This is a genomic window from Rheinheimera tilapiae (assembly GCF_042432165.1).
Classification (GTDB): Bacteria; Pseudomonadota; Gammaproteobacteria; order Enterobacterales; family Alteromonadaceae; genus Pararheinheimera; species Pararheinheimera tilapiae.
Window position 1 is genome coordinate 2,252,103 of record NZ_JBHLXP010000001.1, and the last position, 19,534, is coordinate 2,271,636.

Here is a 19,534-nt window from a genome sequence, read left to right on the forward strand (position 1 = left end):
GCTTGCTTTAACTCGGATTTTTTCGAAATGTGCATCGTTTATTGGGTCAGGATGAATAATAAATGTCATATCGCTCAGTTGGAATGATTCTGCGATACCTCTGCCTGCAAGTGGTGGTTCGGCGTGAGCTTGCGATTTAGCGATGATAGTATGATCGTAATTTGACAGCGCGATGGCCTCATCACCCAAGGGCAATTCATTTGGATTGTCCAAGTTTTTGAGACATGTCATCACGTTTCTAAACGCAGCGTTAAAAGTCGGCTTTTGACGACATTCAAGTTGACACACATAGAAGTTGTAATCGTCCTGCAGTTTTAATTCGGCTTTCTTCAGCCGCGATTTGACAATGTCAGGTTCATTCGAAAAAGCTAAGTTAGGCTGTGTTTCCTTGTTGCAAACGCCTAAAGCGCATATTTTCAATGTGCCTTTGCCATCATAAACTACAAATAATTCGACAGCATCCTTGTTATTGTTTTGTAGTAAATTTGCATACAAATTTTTCTTGGTCAGTAGTTGTTGAAGGATCTTGATAAACTGGGGCAAATCAAAAACATCTGACTGCATAAAATTCTCGATATTTTGAGTGTAAAGTGTTTCCATTTCTCGGTGCCTCTTTAGATATTATTCGGTGCGTAGAAAGCATAACTGCGAAAAAGACCACAATTTTTTGGCAGCGCTATCAGTTTTGAGTGCTCTGTGTAAGTTTTTCCCCCAGTGCTCGAACAGGTTATTTCGGGAGTTGATGTAAGCGTTAAAGTTCTCATTTCGGCCTCAATATCGGATTATTCGAAACTCAATCTTAATTAAGGAAAAATGGGCGTCGGATATTGGACGATGGTTTTTTGAGGGGTCTAACTTCCAAGCTATAAAGTTTGTTCTGTAAAATTGCGGACGGTTGGATCTTCAGAGAGATATTGCTGACGGTAGAATTTTCAGCATGGAATGACCATGTTCACTCAAGCTAACGATGTGAACATCACCTTAAAAATCATTCCTGTGCATAGTGATAACTATCAGTAGGAACTATCGGACAACTTAATAACCAAACTGGCGACGAAGAGCAGGTCCGACACTTGTGTTTGCTCGCGATAAAAGTGCCCGACTTCGCCTTTTTCAGTTAACAAACTTTTTTTCAATTTATACTGCGCTTCGCTAGAATAACGCAGTCCAAGCTTAGTGATGCCATTTACTGACTCAAGTTTTGAAGTCGTAAAAAAATATCCAAGTTTGCCGTGGTAGGACTCACTGACGAGATTTGCAGCAGCCAGAAGATGCGATTCGTTCTGCTTTGATAAATGCTGTAATAGCTTTGGCAGCGTGACTGCTGTCACTGCTTTTTTTACACGACGATGCAAATGTCGGTTCGCTCGAAGTTCGCCGTCTGAAGAGATGAGATCGCACGGCGCGCTGATTTCTCGATTTCGAAATAGTAAAAAAAGCTGTTGCATCATGACATGGTCAATGAATTTTTCAGGATTTTCAGATAAAACCAGCTTTCGCAACTCGCTAAGCTGCATCAACCATAGCTCATAGATGATACTGCGCCTGCTTTTCGCACTGAGCGCAGCATCGCTGCGGTTTTGCAGGCGCAGTTGTTCTGAAATTGGCCATCGATTGGTGAGCGTGCGCTGCATCATAGTGATGGCTGGCAAAAATGGATAACGGGACACCGCCTTTCTGCCTGCAGCTTCAGGTGTGTCTAGCCAGGTTGCATATGTTCTTTGGTCGACATGTCTATATTGGTCGTGATAAATCGTTTGTTGTTCAAGCTGAAACAGCGACATTTCGTGCACATAATGCGTCACCGTGGTCAGTGGTGTACTGTGGCCGATGACTAAACTGACTGTATGGAGAAACTTGAAAGCTTGATACGGCTGCGTACTACCGGTGGTGATTTGTATCCATTTATCCATAAAAGCGTCTGGCACTTGCCGACACCATGCGCTGACTTCCGGATACATCAAACTATGCTTTTTGCAAACACCCAGCCAGCAGAGGTGGCTTGCGAACGAATGCCGGCAATCGTAAAGGCGGGTCGTTGGATCTTCCGTCGTGACGATAAGTGCCTCGGTCACGCGCGCACAGTATTGTGCAAATGCGCTATCAGAAAGATGAAACACTCTGCCGCGCGCATCATCATATTCACGCTTGGCTATGTCAGTGAGAGATTGAAGGATCTGAGACTCTTGGTTGTTCAGCAGCAAGCCCTTGGGGATCCGCCGATTAGCATTGATGGATTTAAGACGATAGAAATGGTTACTACTAATATAAAGGATGCCATCATCGGAACACAGATCTTGCAACAAACGGAACTTAATTTCCCCTCGGCGCAAGCCAGCGCGGTAAGACAGCACTAAAATCGCGGCCTGAATGAGTTGCTCATGCTCGGTAGCGTATGGATCTGCCAACAATAAATGAAGCGCACACTGGTATTCAGATTCCGTGATGATATTTGCATACGGCTGTGCCTCGTCACCATTGATATTCGGTTCGATGTCTTTCCAGCTCACATGCGCAAGATAAAAGTGCTTTTCGACAGTTCGATGTAAATCGCGCAACATGTCGGCATGACGGCCACGTGTTTTCAAATCACGACTATCCAGAACGGCGATGTAAAAATCTTCAAGTTCGTCTTCATCAAACTCAAAGACTGCCTGCTGCTGCGCCACATCTAAAAAAGGCGTACAAGTCTTCGAAAAATATGTCGCCATCGTGCGGATGCTAATGGAATCGCGGTTTTTGCCCGGCCGTTTGCCGACATCGGTCATTAATATCAGCACGGCGACGGCCGCATCAGATAAATGAGACGACGCCTGTAGCAAATCGGACATCGCCGTACTTTTCGCGCCGACAAAGCTCTGCCAAAGCGTTGGGACCACCGTCTTTATGGTGATGCCTGGCCTCTTTTGTTGTAATTGAGTGCGGACGTTTCTCATGAAGCGATTAAAAAACGTGCGCTCCAAAGATGGCTGCGCGGCTCGACTTTTTTTGCGCTGCGCATGGTGCGCAGACTGTTGTGGCTTTTCAAGAACAACTGGTCGATCACTCATAACCTGATGCGTCAACAGCCGAGCCAGCGCGGATGGTGCTAACGGTTTACTGTGAAGCGCATTGATCCGAAACGAGCGGAGTAATCCCGGTTCTTGGGGTTGGACATCATAAAAAGCGAGCCATTTTGTCAGCGTGTTGATGGAACTCAACGCCGATGCTGGAATGCCGATGCCTGCGAGTATTTTTGTGACATAACGAATGAATTTGGCTTCAGAAAATGTTTGCTCAGTAAATTCAGGATATCGGTATATCAACCCTATCGTTAAAGCATCTAAATAAATCCGCTTTTTGCAGTTTTTGTCATCGAAATCAAAAAAGTGCAGCCCGCAGAGCGTGGAGCGATTGCGTTGTAGCGATACAACAAAATTAGTGTCCTCTATATGCTGTGCACTTTGTACCAGCGTACTGAGCACGATTTCATAAAGCGCATGCTCTACTTTGAGTCTTTCGGACAATGTAACGATGCGTTTTGAGACAAAACGTCGAAGCGCTAACACCCTGCGACATTCGCTAAAGTAACGGACATCTAGTGCAGTTTGTGGTTCATAAAGCGGCATCCGCCAGGTTTGTGCTGCCGGCTCGTCGCCATCGTTTTGATAGCGCTCCAGTTTTCGATTAATTAATTGCATGCACGCCGCGGAATCTTCGCGATGATTTAGTTTGAGGGCTTGCTCGATGGCAAAGCTAATAAACGCGTCGGTTTTATCGAGAATGGTTTCACCTTCATCGAGCGTTTTACTGAATTTGGTAAACAAATCCCGGGCCCAACCAAGACGTTCTCTAAACGCCATCCTTTTTACCTGCAGGGATGGTGGTAGATAACCTTCACTTGTTTTCATCACAAGATTTGCAGGCAAGCCTCGTTGCGAATCACTTTTGAACACCTCGATAGCCAACGGTTCGATTGCTTGATTGAGCAGCGTATTGCAACGGCTGATATCGGACAGACATAAAGTCGATGTGAAGTGCAGTGGATGCTCACCTAAACCGATATGGCCAATGAGCCAGTTGATACGATCACCACCATCAAAGTCAGAGAGCCTCGAACATAAGCGATGGCGAAAAAAATTAAGCGGTAAAATGAGCTGTTCCGCAGCGAGATAACGAACTAAATCGTCGGAGGTAATCGCTCGCGCGCTACCGTTTTTGATGACGCTCAGAAACGGTGCATCTAATGCTGCGGTTTGCCAATTTGATTTTTGACTCAGTTGTTCTTTCAGTGCCCTGTCCTTAAAGCATCCAGCAAGACGGCGTGCTGATTTGCCGAACTCCACGAGTGCAGCAAAAGCAACGTCGGTGAGTGGCACAAAACGGATAGCACCATCATCATATTGCATTTTATCGGCCAGCAGCAGTAGCTTTAAATCCGTCTGGATGGCGGCGGGTTCAAATTGAAATTCAGTGCGGGTGCGGTGACCGGTGGATGCCAGTAAGATGAGTGTCGTGTAACAGGCAAGTTCGTTCAAAAAAGTGGTTGCGCCGACTTCACTGTTTACATCCGCCGACAGGCTTTTTAGTTTTTGGTACTTGGTCTTAAAAAATTGTGCTAGGGCGTCATCATTTAACGCCAGATGACTACCGGTAAATCCAGTTGCTGATAGTAATCGCATGCAGCCAGGCGATAAACCGAGACGGGTGATGGTCTCTGCATAAGTTGACTGCAAGGTCGAGACATCGATACTTTTATAATAAAGAGGCGTCGGTGTGATGTACTCAGTCGTCGAAAACAGCAGCGCCGAGAATCCAGGATCTGATTTCAGTGCAACTTGCTGAAAAAGGCTGGAACGTACCTGTGCAAAGCTTGTGCGTCTTGGTACCACCGCCATGATATCGGTGAGTCGGGCTAATACGTCTTCTTGAGTTACTTTACAACGCTTCAAGATGTCATTGAGCGTTGTGGGCGTCTTCGCAATGCTGCTGATGGCTTGGATCAGAATGGCCGGCATCGGTAAGTCAACCATCTGCTGATGTTCAAAAAGATATGGGCTTGGCAACTCAGGCTTGACTGCTTTAGGCATCTCGATACTTTGACGACGCCAAATGCCAAGTGACCAATCAATCCCCTCCTGCTCAGCTGCCAACTGCCCACTCAGCGCCATCGTTAAGAGTTGTTCAAATTGGCGCGCCGTTAGCAACATCAGCAATAAACAACAGGCAGTGACTTGCTTAGACTGTTGACGTGACTGCAGATCTGATACGACACCAGCGATGAACATGTCGAGTTCAGCCTGAGTGAACACATTAGACCGAAGGGATAGCAACATGCGTTCCTGAATGCGAAGCCGACTCCCGTAAATGAGCGATTGCTCAGCGGACTCATAGCTGACAGGATGCTGCGGATCCGCTTGATACTCGAAGATTTCATCAAGCCGCTCGTCTTCCTCGTCACTTTGGGATGTGGTTACACGAACTTGAGCGATTTGATTGCCTGGCAATGCACTACTTGGTTCGGCAAATAGCTTGCGCTCTGAGAGAACATGGCTTTTTTCAGGCTCACTGTGTGAGCGGACCTGCAGCACTGCTGATCTTTGTGGTTTGGCACGACTTGCAGGTAGCTGCTCTTCAGCTATCCAGCTAATAAACTGCTTTTGAAAGTCCCAGAGTTTTTTATTCTGTGAGGATAGGAGCTCAACGAATGATTGTTTTTCCTGGTAAATCTCATCAGCAACGTAATTATGCCGGATCACTTTTTCAAAGCTTTGTCGGGCATCGGCGGCCATATTGCCTAACGTCGTTGCTGAGGATTGTTCAGTCGCCAATAAAGCTAGCGAAAGCCGCAGTGTATAAATTTTGAGGACGGCAAAGATATCCGAAAACAAATCGCCACTAGCCGATTCACTAAGAAAATGGGCCGTCAGTGGGAATTTGGTGACATTGTCTCCCAAGCTCCTGAGCTGACCATGATTGTCCCGAAGCGCTGCGACTAGGGCGTTTAGGATTGACAATTCCTGCTCATAACGAGGCTCGACAATCAACCAATGAAACTTTCGTGCCCGCTCATACTCGTCGACCAGTTTCAACGCAACGGCATACAAATGAAAGTAGCTGGAAGGAAGGCGTAGCGCCTTTATAAAGGTCAGATGCGCAAGGGTATCCAGTCCGCTGGCATGACAGTACGCAATGACGCACTGAATTTTGGTGTTTTCTTCCATGAAAAATCGCTTTTTTTGCTATCGGTCACTAAATAACCATAACAAAACAATGAGATAAATCAATCTAGGTGTGACAAATTTACATTTACTGCCGTGACCACTGGCTACTCAACGCCGGTTGCACTTTCATGTAACCACCAGTTTGCGTAATCATTCAGTGGCTTGGTCTTCAGCTTTGAAGGAATTGCAGTTGTTGAAATAAGACGCTATCGAAAAAACGAATATCCGCTTTGCCTTATTTGCAGGCATTCATTTTTCGTAACCCAGAAAATCATCTCTTTTTAAGTGGCCAAATTCATTATTCCAACATATTAGGCATTTCATTTCTCCTGACGTATGTCGATAACAATTCAGATAATGATAGATACAGGGTTATTGAACCATTAATTGGCTGGAGATTTTTGTTTAATCCATCCCTCATCAATAATTGTAAGCGTTGATGAAATAGTCTTAGTTGAAATATCGTAGTATCCATATTGCCAAAATGCACGCCCAGAAATTTCGATCTTTGCTACGCCCAAGGATGAACCGATAAACGACCAATTACGCCTTGCAGAAACAGTACCTCTACCGCCTAAAATAAAGGGTCCTGTTTTTTGTGGTGTTGCCCCCGGTGCAGACACGTAATTAACCTCCAAAACAAGATGTTCAAAATTTCCACCGCGATATGGGTCACTTTCAAGATGATTTTCGAAGGTATATGACATCACACTTGAGCCGCTAGGTAGGCTCACCAGCCACGAATCTATATCCTGAAGTAGCAATAGTCTACTAATTGCTGCTCCCGGAGCGTAGCAGAGCTCATTACTACAATCGAGCTGAATGGATTCACCAGCAGCAATACGGATTGGAAATCCATTGGTAATTACGGTTTTTCCATCAATAACATAGTTCACATCAATTGAATCACTGCTTGTGTTTGTCAGCTCGCCGTTTTTAGCAACTATCGAGCTCTCTGTGCGGCCTAACGACAAATTTAATCGTGCAGTCTGGTTAGCCAGTGATAAGCGAGGATGTTTCCAGCTGACGCTAACCTCAACTCCAAAAGGTTGTGATAGCCTTAATAACATTTGTCGAAAAGATGTTCCACTGACGAGTAAATCTAATTTCACATTTGTTCCATCCAAGACCTTTGAATTTCCATTTTTTATAATATCCCCCAGTCCAAGATTAAGAGTGTCGTATTCGAGGTCATCAGCTATTCGAACTTCAGAAGAACTTGGAAATTTAGAACGCACAAATTCTAAAACACTCGGGTCCACCGTCATTCGGCCATACAAGTTAACCAAAACATCACCTTCTGCAACACTCATGAAACCAATTCTAAGTTTGTTATTTTCTTGAAATGTACTTAACAATACTAGGTTAGGAACTACAGACACACTGCCTTCTGCTCGATCTCGAATGATTGTTACACGTTGTGATGGGCCACCACTAGTTGGAATGTAAATTTCTTCGACAATACTCTGTACAGTAAGCATTTTTTGTACTATATCTAAATCTTTAATTGCGCTATTGAAGTTAGCTGATGTCATAGCTGATGCTGGAGCTGTAGTCGTAAAAAGATTTGCTTTGCGTACCGCATTAAGTGCTAACTCGTAATCTTTATTTCCTACTGCTGCTGTAGCAAGAGCTGCCTTGCGCTGAATGTATGACAAATACCAAGGTGAAAGTATGTCGTCGGGTAAGTATTTTGTTGCATCTTTCATAGATCCCACGACATCAGGAATATTATTGCCAGAATTGGGATCTATTCTATGCGACACTAGGTTCAATTCCTTCGCAAGGATGTTTTCAATCGGCTCCTCATTCAACCAAGAAAGGTATGCTAAACCGAACCCCTCCCATAAAATGGTTTTCTTTTCTTTAATTACTTTGTGAACAGAATTTGTCGGAGAAAAGCTACGACTTATCATTTTTAGATACTGAAAAGGAATAGGACCATTTTTATCTCCTGAAACATTCAAAAAACTTATACGAGAATTTTTAAGATCTTCATCAAATTCTACCTTATTTACAAAAATATGTGTTCGACCATCTCGTGATTGTATAATTTCTGGATTTTCGAAATTCCTCCCTCCTTTCTGATATACCACTAATGGTATTGCGTTCTGATTGTTTGGAAGGCTACCTATAATTATTTTATCCGCTACAAGAAAAAAATCTCCGCCATTTAAGTAATTAGACGAAATAGAATTGAACTGACCATCTAAGTATATTTCAGTTCCTCCGAGCTTTATTGTTTTTGCAACAATAATAATGTCTTGTGTGCTTTTATTTTTTTTATTTTTTGATTCCAAAGTAATATCTGTTAGATCTAGATCTTCACCATAAATTACCAAAGAATCGCTACCTTGGGATTCGACAGCGATATTATCCAATGGTTTATCAAACCGTTCGAGTAGGTAGTAAGACGATTTAGATTGTACAGTAGCTGCATATATTAAAAGTAAAAGCACCGTTATTCTATTTCCATACTGAAAAACAGCCATCTCAGAAACTCCTGTTTTAGCATCTAAACTTAGTTGAATATCAGAACTGAGACTACATGGCTTTTCTTTGTAGTTAACTTTTAAATTTAAATTAATTTATCTGAAATCGTTTTACCGATTTAGCTATTCAGGTTTCGAAAAAAATTAAGCACTTTGCACAAGCTCTACATACAGCAAGAATAAAATAGCCATCAATTTATTTTTTACTAACCAATTGATTTAGCACGTTAAATGTAAAAAATTTTTATAAACTACACATTCGGTGAGTTTTACTACATTTACTCCAAGAGCTCTGAAATATCACTAAGCATTAAGCTACTGCCTGACACTCTTGCTATCGCCGTCGTTTTTCTTATTTTATCAATAATTATTTTATCAGATAAATCTAACTTGCTTACGCTGTTTTCAAATCGACGGAAACCTTCGACTGCAGGGTGACGGTTATATTTTAACAAATAATCTTTCACCATTTCTTTTGTACAATATGGTACATCCGGGTTTGCGTGAGTATTTCTTTCAATAATGGGTGGCTTGATAATGCATTTCAAAACAGAGTTGCTAAGTGGTTCGAAGTGTCGTTCATGGTTTTTACCTTCGAACAATATAATAAGCAGCTTTGATAACTCATTGAGACCGGGATCATTATAGCGCTCATCTGCATGAAATGATATTGCCAAGCTGTTACAGCTTGCAAAAGGAAGATGAGAAATAAATGGAGATTGGTCAACTATTTCTAAATTAATTCCACATATTGGGTGAGATGTTTTTGGCCCACTTACAAATGGATGAATATTTCCGTGTGATAAACAGCTAGCAGAAATCGTTAGGAAGATAGCCAGTATAATGTATTTCATAATTACAAAAACTCCTCTAAAAATAGATCGAGCATACCCGAAGCATTCACAGTGTGTGTGCGAGTAACAATTTTACTTTTATCGTTATGGATGAATCGAATTATTAGCTCTATTGGTGCGTCGCGTTCGGGTGAGAAAAAATATGCGTCTGAAGAAGACTGCCAAACACCATTAGCGTTAAACGCTTGAAAATTATAATACTTATTCTTACTTCCGGATTTTGCAATTACTTGAACACGGACAATATCTCCACCCACTTCTTTGAATGGAATTGCTGACGGAGATATGCGGACCCCAAACAAGCCATCCTGTAATTCAACGCTTGCTGCACCTTGCGATGCTGACCCCACGGTAACTACTTTGGTGTAGTCATCTTTTGTACTTAACACCTTGCTTATACTTACTTGAGCTTCATTAATTCCCTGCTTCCCGTAAGCTTGCTCAATACCGGCCATTGAAAAACTTATCCTGTCCGAAGTCCTACCAGATTGTAAGTTTTTCCAAGTATTCAATTCTCGAAGATACTGATATTGCCCGAAACCAAATGATCTTCCTTTAGCTTGCAGAGTTATATCAAGGTCTACTCGAGAAATTCCTTGTGGTATTTGCGGAAAAGCTATGTAGGTACCTGGGTTGATTGTTCCGTCAATTGTTAAAATAAGATCCTTTTTAATGCTGTCAGGGTAATTGCCAATTCCAATAAAACCTTGGGCAACCGTGGATCGTTCAACGATATTTGTTTGCTCAAAGCTAAAAGTTTCATTGAGTCTTCTGAGCTCAGACACTTTTTTTAATGCAACTGAGTAGCCTGCACCTCCAAAAAATCCGCCTGTAGAAGGGGTACCTACGTTTGCGGGATCGATTTTTTCAGGAGGTTTTAAAGTATCCAAGACCTGATCATTTATACGTTTGAGTATTGGCTGAATAAGTGAGTCTAATCGTTCCGAAGGACACTGATTTGATGCAAGCATCTTGATTTTGAGAGCCCCCGATTTCGTCAATTCCTCTCTTATTTCAGCTGCTTCTTTAGATACTGACGCGCTAAAAAGACCATAGTAGCTTGCACGAGCTGCGAATTTTTCATTTTTGCTATAGTGGTTGTGAACTTGCAAGTAATCAGCGGTTACCTCGTATCCGCATTTAGGTGTAGTACCATTGTAAGTAAACTGAACCGCAGTTCTCACGCCTGTAGGGCTTTTAATCAACTCTTCGAATACAGAGGTACCAAGCTGTGTCAGGGGCAGGGTAAATGCCATTGCTTGTGAAGCGAACGTTGGAGCTGTTCCCGTTCCTTCGGCTGCGCCAACTAAATTATTATCTGCTGAATAGATTGAAACAGTTGCGCTATTTATTGGTAACGCAGCAATTCTTATTTTTTCGGCTACAACTCTGCCTTTACGCTTAGCTATCGAATCTATTGCGGCGATTTTCATCGCATTTAACGCTTCCGGTGGTAAAGACAGACGAGCAGAAAAACTTAATAAGCCACCCCGTAAGATAGTCGTTGGGTTAATTGGGTCAGGGTAGTCATAACGAAGAAGTGTAAACTGTGGTACTGATTTATCACCAACTTTCGTTGTTACCAATATCGGCCGGCTTGGCACATAATACCATTGGTCAATATCGTGTTCATCACGTATTAGGGTCACATCTGCATTTTGCGTAGTTTTAGTATCATCAAGGTATGAAAAAATAACAGTATCAATTATGTTCTCTGCAGCTACACTGGTTTGAGCCCAAGTAGACTGAGCAGTTAAAAGTGCAGAGAAGGTAATGCACAAATTAGCGATTTTTTTTATCACGATACGCCTCCATGTATCAAAAAATATCCATCGAGTTTTCTGGCATTTTTGTAGGTCAAGGACAACCTGAGCCAGTATTAATGTAGTCGATGGTTCCCGATAAGCAAGTGAGGTATTGTTAACAGGCGAATTTTGTATTAATTCAAAAATTTTTAAGTGAATATGCTGGAGGGAGTCCTTCGAAAGAACCAATTTTATTAATAGCTTACTGATTGTGCATTTCCCCACTCGCACTCGTCAGCCCCTGTCATGATTTGACTAATTGCTGCGTCAATATCATTCGATGAGATTGTCTGCCGTGCCAGGTCGCATAAACGCATGCCAAAATTATTGACCAGAAAAACAAGCATCTGGTTTATGACAGCGAAGTGCTGTCGATGATTCAGGAAAAGGGGACTAGTGCTGAAATCTAATGATTTCAACCGCATGCCAGCCACTGATATTACAAAAATGCGAATTGTTCGAATCGAGGTTTTTGACTGCAAACCAATCAGCTGATTTAAGACGCTCAGTGATTGGGTCAATAAATTCAGACTCCCCGTCATCCATGATTACTTTGGCTGGCTTGGGGAGAATCAGGGTCCGTTTGCATTCTGGATCAAATGAAACCAACTGCCCTCTTTCATCCGCAAACTAAATTTGGGTGGCGCATTGAAAAATGACAACTCTATGTAAAAATTTAGTGGGATTGCTGATTAGGTTCATGCCTCAAAGGAACTAATATAATGAGAAAGATGTTGTTGTTATTCGTTTTGATTGGATCAGTCGCTGATGACAGCGCCTATCATAAGGTCCGGGACCAAATATTTTGGAAAAAGCTTTAGGGCCACTCATATGTAACTTTGTATTGCGGCGTTCCTAAACCTGCCGGTGAGAAAGTTACCGTAGAACATGTATACCCCGCCAGTTGGATTGCGGATGCTCAAGGATGCGAAGACCGAAATACTCGCCCGGTCGACATCTACAACAAAGCAAGCTCCGGGCTACACAACTTATAGCTAGCGCTCGGACGATATAATTCCAGTCGAGGTAACGCTCCGTTTGCAGAAATCGAAGATGAGAAATGGCGCTGGCCGGAATGTGATTTCGAAAAAAACGGTTCGGGCGTAGAAACACGAGAGTCGGTACGCGGGGAAATAGCTCGATCATTTCTGTACATGATTGATCGATACAATTTACCGGATCATGGCCAGCGTCCTTTGATGTTGAAATGGAATCGTGATGATCAGGTGTCTTAAACTGAAGTTCAGCGAAACCGGGAGATCTATCTGCTTCAAGGTGTGTACAACAAATACATATCCCAGCCAATCCCTTAGCTGCTTTTGAGTGCAGGTTGTAGCTCAAAAAAGTTATACATCTGAAAAATCGGTCTTTCTATATGCATTTACTAAAGTTTTTACCGTTATGACTAAATTATTTGCTACCAAATAGTTCTATTAACACTTGATCGCATAGATATCCGTTTTAATTCGAAATAAAAAAATACTGCGCTTAACTTTGCATATTTTACAAATCCAATCCCAGACATTAAAAATTTTGGGTACATCAAAGGAGGTTCGTGACAAATGAAATTAACAGGATGGTGTTACCTTTTAAGTGTTGTGATGTCCATGCTTGCTTTACCTATACATTCACAAGCAGCCTCTGTCACGGATATTCTCCCCCCTTCAGGCCAGTTAGTGGGCGAAATTGAGTACCTTGGCGAAACAAGATGGATGCTGCAGGCTACCGGCTCACAAGTAAAGTTTGCTGTACCGGCGGCAGTGGTTTCTTTTGATAAAGCAAAGAGTTCTGATGGGAGATTATGTGTATCAGTCGAGATGAGATCCGAGGCTTATTTGAATTCGTTTGAGCAATTCTTGAATGGTCAAAAGGCGGCGATAATTCCAGCATCCAACATTGTGATGTATTTGGCCCCGGTTGATGCCGCTGAACCACCTTATTTTTGGGTAGAGCCCCGGGCAATGGATTCTGGGGCTACTTCTGGAGCCTCATTAGAGACATGCTTTGATATTGGTAAAGGCAGAGATCCAGAAATAGTTGCTGCAGCATCGCAGTTACGAACCTACTATACAACATCATCACAAACAGGAAGGTCCGCCGAATGCAGTGTTGGAATCTCTCTGTCACAGTATGCCAAGCAGAGTCAACAAACTATAACTGCATCAAATATTGGTACTTCTGTATTTTTAACCGGTGAACAACTCGGAGATTTATTAAATTCGAATAAAGCTGAAATCAGTGTCAATTGCGTGGGTATGGATGAAGATGTAAATGCTCGGATCCGGGAGGAGATTAGGTCTGTAATCCCCAAATTACTTGACCGAATGGAGAGGCAACAAGTCACGTGGGATCAGTTACAGGGAAATATGTGGTCTATAGGATTTTCAACCAGTGCAGATAAAGTTATAGAAAAAATTAAAAAACATAGCAATGAGACCAAGACTGTTCGTGAACTCGAAGTCAGCGCTAAAGACTTATCAAATTTTGGGATCACCGGCAAAGACGGAAAAACGATTACAGATACTCACGAAGACTCCACTGATACGAAAGTTACTATTCCTGCTTCGATCAATGTTTTCAGACTGTCCACAACTGAACTTCAATCCACAGTTACGTTTTCAGCGCGTGAGTTACTAGTCACTGGCAAAACCGCAGCAACCTTGTATTTGCGAAGTAATTTCGTCCATAAAGGCGTTTTACGCACATTAAAGAACGCAATCATGGAGACTTATCCGGCCAATGCAATCATAGCCTGGTTAGGAAACCCTGATGGTGATATCCCAATTGGATGGGCACCATGTGATGGTAGGGACCATTTAGCAAGCAATGGAGCTATTGTAAAAACTCCGGATTTAAATGGACGGTTTTTATTTGGTGGTTACGGTCAAACAGGCCAGGTCGGGGGCAGTAGTGAATCGGCTACAGGTTTCCAAAAAAGCCCAAAGCAATCGACCAATAGATTCTACAAACGTTGCGCGAAAGACAGTAAAGATGGTGGGTGTGTTATACAGTCGAAACCGGTTGAAGTCGAATCACATGTCACAATCCCGAAAAAAATTTCAATTATGCCTCCTCACATAAATGTGACCTGGCTATGCAAACTACCCTGATTTGACCAACGAACGACTGGTATGGAGAGAATTTTATGAGAGTAGTTTTAATCACATTTGCCTTTTTACTCATGAGTGCATCTGCCATCGGTAAAACTATCAACCTTCGAAATAAATCGGATTCAGATGGCGGAGTTCGGGAAATAAGCTTTTGTGCGCGTCCGTCTCCTGCCACAACTGGCCTACCCGGGCATGCATTCGTTGTGTTTGCTCAAACGGCGTTAGGTGGGAAATCAAAATTTCGCGCTATTGGTCATACAGTCTTTTCGGTGGGTGACGCGATACTCAGCTACAAAGGGATAATTCCAGCAAATGGTGCATTGGTTAATGAGAATTACACAGCAATTAAGCAAGAATGTTTGACTGTACAAGTGAATGCATCTGAGTTTGAAACAACTTACTTAGACACAACACAGCCATTAGCAGTCTTGGGAATCAAATTTGACGAAAAACATCCCATCCAAAAATCGTATTCGCTATCGGAAAATGACTGTATGGATTTCATGTTAAACATTGCAAACCGATATAAGGTTAAGGGTATAAACATACCTAAACGCAACCAATCTGATTTGCCGCTTCCGTATCTAAGAAAGCTTATTGAGGCAAATTGATTACTTCAAATGTTTGCTAAGCCGATATACGGCCATAACTTACAACCCAATTGCAACTCTAACTTACCAGTCGTTGCAAATGTTGTTGTGAACCAATTTTGGCCATATTCTAATAGTCTGATCACTGGTAATCAGCAGAAACACGAAATGAATAACGCATGCTTTTTTAACGTTCTGGCGATGCGGGAATCTTTCGAAATTTTCGAGCAAAGTTATTTCTATATTCCCACAAATGTCCGCTTTCAGTGAAAAGCAGCGATTCGAAAGCTACCATTGCCTCTGTTAGCTTTTGACACGAAACTGCTTTTTCGGCACTAGTGGTAGAACAAAACAGCATGGCAGCGACAATTAGGATTCCACTCAACAATCTGTGGGAACTCAATATTGGGGATCAATGAGATGTAGGCCATAACCCGCAAAAACACTAAGAAATGCTGACGGGCATCTTTGTAAATATTGTGTAGGCGGTAGGCGAAGCGTTCCCTTAGCAATTTGGTTCGGAAACCAGTGCATGTCGCACTGCCACTACCAGTGTTCATCCGGATTAGAACACCTGTCAAGCTACACAAGACCATAAATCCGGCAAGCCCAGTGCAGAAGCTCATTAGTTACAGAACCTACTCTTGAATTTTATTCTTTAACGGAAACGATGTATATCGTTTTCCTCACGACGTTTTGAAACCCTCTTTGTTCTTTCCCACTGACCACATTTGAGTTCTTTCCATAAGTACTGCGTTCACTGACGCTGCAGCATAGATAGTCGGGATGATCTTGCTTTTGTTGTCATAAATGGAGCTAAAGCGAGCGTTACCAGTGCAGCTATCATTAAATTGAACAGGTCCAAACCATCTGAGGATGGACGCGATGAAAACCTGTTCTTGCTGGTAGACCAACAGTCTTAATTTTAATGATTGTTGCTTGATGACTGAGGAAATGGATTAACCATGGTCAATTGGCGCGACTTCGATTTCCGCAGCTTTAATCACAGCATCAGGACTTGTAAGAATCAAATCCAAAGAGCGCTGATTGCACAGCCAACTATTATTACTCGCAAACCAGGCGGCAATCTTAAGGTCAGATTTCTTGTCACGAAACACACCTAAGACATTTTTTATTGCAGGAATTGGCCTAAAATCATCGCCAAAAGCATAAGAAGGGTAAAATTCGGTATTGCCTCGCCGCAATGCAAATATTTTCCCTTCTTTCTTCCATTTGTGCGGTTGAGCTGATGAGTGAGTGAGTGAAAAACCAGCCAACTGACAGAGTTTTATTGAGTCATACCACTCAGATGCTGCGAATATTAGATTTGACAAGGCCTCATGCTTGCCCATTAATGGGTCTAGTTTTACGTCTAGTCTTTGCTCTTCATTCATTTTGCAAAACATCACCCCAATTTACCAACACGATCAATCACGGCCTACCACCCGTTGCACTTTCACTTAACCACCAATTTCAGCAATCATCCAGTTACTTGACCGACTGCTAAGAGCGAGTTGCGGACCAAAAAACAGTCAATTTGTTCAAAAAAATGTCTCTATCGCTTTGATTGCGGACATTTGGAAACAGCCATCAAACACCAAACGTTTAAATCATTGATTTGTAAATTGATTAACTTTGGGGGAAAGGTCACATCGCCAAAAGCATTGCTTAAAACAAGGCCCCGGTGAAGGGGCTGAATGGCCGTGATCAACGACCTGTGTAACAGCCTCGATTCTGAAATTTTCGGGTTAACGTTTACTGCTCATGGGCACCTCTCTTCGAGTCAATTTATCTAACTAAAAGGTGACTAAGAAATTAGTAACGACTCTGTGTCGAGATAGCGCATACCAAAGTTCCTTTTCAGTGTTGAACATTCTAAAAATTAAAAACGGATACTTGATTTATCAATAGCCTTCCATAAACAGGATAGCTTCAAGTTCACGTAACGTTATTGGCTGTAATGCGCCATAAAGAGTGGGTTGTTGATTGATGATCTGAAGCATGTCCAAACACAATCTATTGGCAGCAATTTGCGCAGTCCATTTCTGATAGCCACTTGGCCAAGGATTGCTTAAAAGCCTTGGTCGGCTGCCCCCACGCCCATTTACAAAACCCAACTGTTGGTAACGTTCCCATTCGGGCATTTGAACAAGGACTTGAAAATTGCTATCAATGATTGAAGTAAGTGCTGCAGCCACTCGTGAGTCAAAAATAACAAATATCTCTGGGCGTGCGATTGCGTAGAGTTTGGTGAATGCACTGTTTAAGCGAAACTGTTGGCTAGGCACCTCGCCTTTGTCGAGGCTCGCGAGCACTGAAAACACCTCGAACTTAAGTTGTTCAGCACTTATAGTCGGTAATCGGACGCCACCCCATTGGCAAATTTCAGCAAACAGTTTTAGTAAATTTTCGGCGCAGTCGTATTTATGTTGCTGTTGTTCGATGGCTTTAAACCGAGCCACAATATCTTGGATGATCTGTGAGGTATAAAACCAATCGTTGGCAAGGTTTGGCCAGAAATACGCCTTTAAACGGGCTCTGATACCAACAGCGGGTTTTAACGGATGTTTAGCTCGTTGCTTTTTAAAGAAAAGCTGGAATGGCTGCTCAGCCAAATATTTTACTAGGTAATCGGCAACTGAGGTACAACCTGAAAAACTGTACTGCTCATCAGCTGTTGAAGAAATAATATCATCTCCAGTTACTTCATCGTCAGACATGATAGGGCTAACTAATTGACTCTCTGCGCAATGAAGACGATATTTTCCGCGCTTTACTGCAACATATTGTGGTTTACTGCCTTTCTTCACATGATTGCCAACCTCAGTATCGTAAGCATGGATCGCTAAATTTGCTGGGGCTGTATTAATTGATGATTCTGCATAAGGATTACCCCCTACCAAAAAACGGCCATCTGACAGTGGTGTATGTTTTAAATCACTTGGGCTAAAAGTTTCGTTAACTTTATTGGCTTGAATATCTTTAAAAATATCGTTATGAAGAGCCATATTGCATCCTTATGAGTTCATGAATCACCACGCACGGCCCAAAACTCCTGATTCCCTTGCTAAGAAAAAGGGGAGTTTTTGTCGTTTCGATGGGGTTGTCCTTAGTATACTGGCATCAAGCGTCAATTCCTGACGCTCGCATAAGCTCTTAATATCAGTAAATTGTGGCAGCTGCTTTTAACTTTTCAGCGATGAGCTCTCTGAGTCTAAGCGGAGACTCCACTTCCACATCAGCACCATAACCAAGAATAAATCGGTGCAGTTCGAAGCAGTTCTTGACTGTAGCTTTTAGCCTGAATTCTTTGGAATTGATGGGTACGATTTGCTGGTCAGCAGCCAGAACTGTTTCGTGTAACGAGCGCCCCTTGCCATTGATAAAGCGCAATTGCAGTTGAATTTCTGCATCGTCTTCATTGGCAAAAAGATCAAGCTGCCGCTCTTTACAAAACTGTTGGAAATGATTTTTGTCTTGCGGCCTACCAGGCGCATTCTCGGTCAAGCGATTAGTGAATTTAGGATTTTTAACTCGATGTAGTGCATAAGTAACTGGCCATGGTTTGCCACTATCATGAGGATTGGCGACTAAATAACAGCTGTCCCCTTTCAGTAAGATGCCCCAAGGGAATGCTTCTAAAGTCGATCTTTTGCCAGTTGAGGTTTGGTAATCAAACTCGACAAATTGCTCAGACTCTACGGCCTTATAAATAACACGAATGATTTCAGGATCTGCCTCCGCACGATGACAAAAACCACTGCGACCTACATAAATTTTCTGTTGCCACAGTGCAACCGAATTGGGCATCTGACGGCTATCAAGAAGCTCAATCTCACTCCGCTCCTCAGCAGGTAAATGCATGACAATATTGCTGTTGAGTCCATACAATATTTGCAACAAGCTACTGTAGTCGGTTTGGTTTTTTAAATAAAAGGTGCGTGGTTTGGTTGGTAATTCCTCGACGCCATAAATCAGTTTATCGATCATGTCATCAAGGATACGTAAAACACGACGCTGCGCCTGTTTCTCAAGCACATCATCTTCTTGCTTTTGGTCTTTTTTTGAGAATTTATGTAAGCGAGACACGTCAATCAACTTGACGAGTTCGGCAGCACTCTTGGCTTTTCTGGGATCTGGTTTGAGAAGCGATAAGATGAGTTTTTGTACGTCGTTTTTATTTAAGTCGTTTGACATCCTTGTCTCCATATAAAGAGTGGTAATGATTCCCTTGAGCGCTGCAATTTCAAGCTGCCACAGTGTATGCATGGTCATAAAACTTGAAGCGCCAACGATAATTTTTGGTTTACGAATCTAACGAACATTTCATTGATGAATGGATGTCAGTAGAAGCATTCAGAACAGCCAAAACTCAATCACATCATGTAGCAAATACTGTATTAAAGTCAATTACTTAACCGATATGCATCCCTAGAGCATGAGCGCGTAATTTCAGTCATCCTATGAATAATTGCTCAAG

General features: G+C 42.4%; 10 protein-coding genes and 1 pseudogene. 3 read left to right on the top strand and 8 right to left on the bottom strand.

The window, feature by feature from the left end; genetic code table 11:
• The 5 genes from ACFFJP_RS09740 to ACFFJP_RS09760 form a co-directional block, all read right to left on the bottom strand.
• Positions 1–600: hypothetical protein (locus ACFFJP_RS09740; protein WP_377242874.1), on the bottom strand; the 600-nt coding region annotated here is incomplete at its 3' end.
• A gap of 413 nt (positions 601–1,013) precedes the next feature.
• A complete protein-coding gene (locus ACFFJP_RS09745) occupies positions 1,014–6,203 on the bottom strand; it encodes a site-specific integrase (RefSeq protein ID WP_377242876.1) in 5,190 nt (1,729 codons plus the stop codon).
• Between the two features lie 383 nt (positions 6,204–6,586).
• The gene (locus ACFFJP_RS09750) at positions 6,587–8,695 is read right to left on the bottom strand and encodes a hypothetical protein (RefSeq protein ID WP_377242878.1); all 2,109 of its coding nucleotides are present in this window, start codon (positions 8,693–8,695) and stop codon (positions 6,587–6,589) included.
• A gap of 278 nt (positions 8,696–8,973) precedes the next feature.
• The gene (locus tag ACFFJP_RS09755; RefSeq protein ID WP_377242880.1) at positions 8,974–9,549 is read right to left on the bottom strand and encodes a hypothetical protein; all 576 of its coding nucleotides are present in this window, start codon (positions 9,547–9,549) and stop codon (positions 8,974–8,976) included.
• A 2-nt stretch (positions 9,550–9,551) separates the two neighbouring features.
• A complete protein-coding gene (locus tag ACFFJP_RS09760; protein ID WP_377242882.1) occupies positions 9,552–11,351 on the bottom strand; it encodes a hypothetical protein in 1,800 nt (599 codons plus the stop codon).
• Positions 11,352–12,367: 1,016 nt separating this feature from the next.
• On the opposite strand from ACFFJP_RS09760, the pseudogene ACFFJP_RS09765 reads away from it, so the two are divergent.
• The 3 genes and pseudogenes from ACFFJP_RS09765 to ACFFJP_RS09775 form a co-directional block, all read left to right on the top strand.
• Positions 12,368–12,589 (top strand): annotated as a pseudogene (locus ACFFJP_RS09765) (hypothetical protein); the annotation flags it as partial.
• 327 nt (positions 12,590–12,916) lie between these two features.
• Positions 12,917–14,464, top strand: coding sequence for a hypothetical protein (locus ACFFJP_RS09770; RefSeq protein WP_377242884.1), 1,548 nt, complete (start codon positions 12,917–12,919; stop codon positions 14,462–14,464).
• 35 nt (positions 14,465–14,499) lie between these two features.
• A complete protein-coding gene (locus tag ACFFJP_RS09775) occupies positions 14,500–15,075 on the top strand; it encodes a hypothetical protein (RefSeq protein ID WP_377242886.1) in 576 nt (191 codons plus the stop codon).
• Positions 15,076–16,013: 938 nt separating this feature from the next.
• On the opposite strand, the gene ACFFJP_RS09780 is transcribed toward ACFFJP_RS09775, so the two are convergent.
• The 3 genes from ACFFJP_RS09780 to ACFFJP_RS09790 form a co-directional block, all read right to left on the bottom strand.
• Positions 16,014–16,448 (bottom strand): hypothetical protein, encoded by a 435-nt coding sequence (locus ACFFJP_RS09780; protein ID WP_377242888.1) that lies wholly within the window; start codon positions 16,446–16,448, stop codon positions 16,014–16,016.
• 510 nt (positions 16,449–16,958) lie between these two features.
• Positions 16,959–18,062, bottom strand: a complete 1,104-nt coding sequence (locus tag ACFFJP_RS09785) for a hypothetical protein (RefSeq protein ID WP_377242890.1) — start codon at positions 18,060–18,062, stop codon at positions 16,959–16,961.
• A gap of 154 nt (positions 18,063–18,216) precedes the next feature.
• Entirely contained in the window at positions 18,217–19,323 is a 1,107-nt protein-coding gene (locus tag ACFFJP_RS09790; protein ID WP_377242892.1) for a helix-turn-helix transcriptional regulator, read from the bottom strand.
• Positions 19,324–19,534 lie beyond the last annotated feature (211 nt).

Bases quoted from the DNA above. Each gene is read 5' to 3' on its own strand.
- ACFFJP_RS09745 (WP_377242876.1), bottom strand. From the start codon at position 6,203: ATGGAAGAAAACACCAAAATTCAGTGCGTCATTGCGTACTGTCATGCC.
- ACFFJP_RS09750 (WP_377242878.1), bottom strand. From the start codon at position 8,695: ATGGCTGTTTTTCAGTATGGAAATAGAATAACGGTGCTTTTACTTTTA.
- ACFFJP_RS09755 (WP_377242880.1), bottom strand. From the start codon at position 9,549: ATGAAATACATTATACTGGCTATCTTCCTAACGATTTCTGCTAGCTGT.
- ACFFJP_RS09770 (WP_377242884.1), top strand. From the start codon at position 12,917: ATGAAATTAACAGGATGGTGTTACCTTTTAAGTGTTGTGATGTCCATG.
- ACFFJP_RS09775 (WP_377242886.1), top strand. From the start codon at position 14,500: ATGAGAGTAGTTTTAATCACATTTGCCTTTTTACTCATGAGTGCATCT.
- ACFFJP_RS09780 (WP_377242888.1), bottom strand. From the start codon at position 16,448: ATGAATGAAGAGCAAAGACTAGACGTAAAACTAGACCCATTAATGGGC.
- ACFFJP_RS09785 (WP_377242890.1), bottom strand. From the start codon at position 18,062: ATGGCTCTTCATAACGATATTTTTAAAGATATTCAAGCCAATAAAGTT.
- ACFFJP_RS09790 (WP_377242892.1), bottom strand. From the start codon at position 19,323: ATGCATACACTGTGGCAGCTTGAAATTGCAGCGCTCAAGGGAATCATT.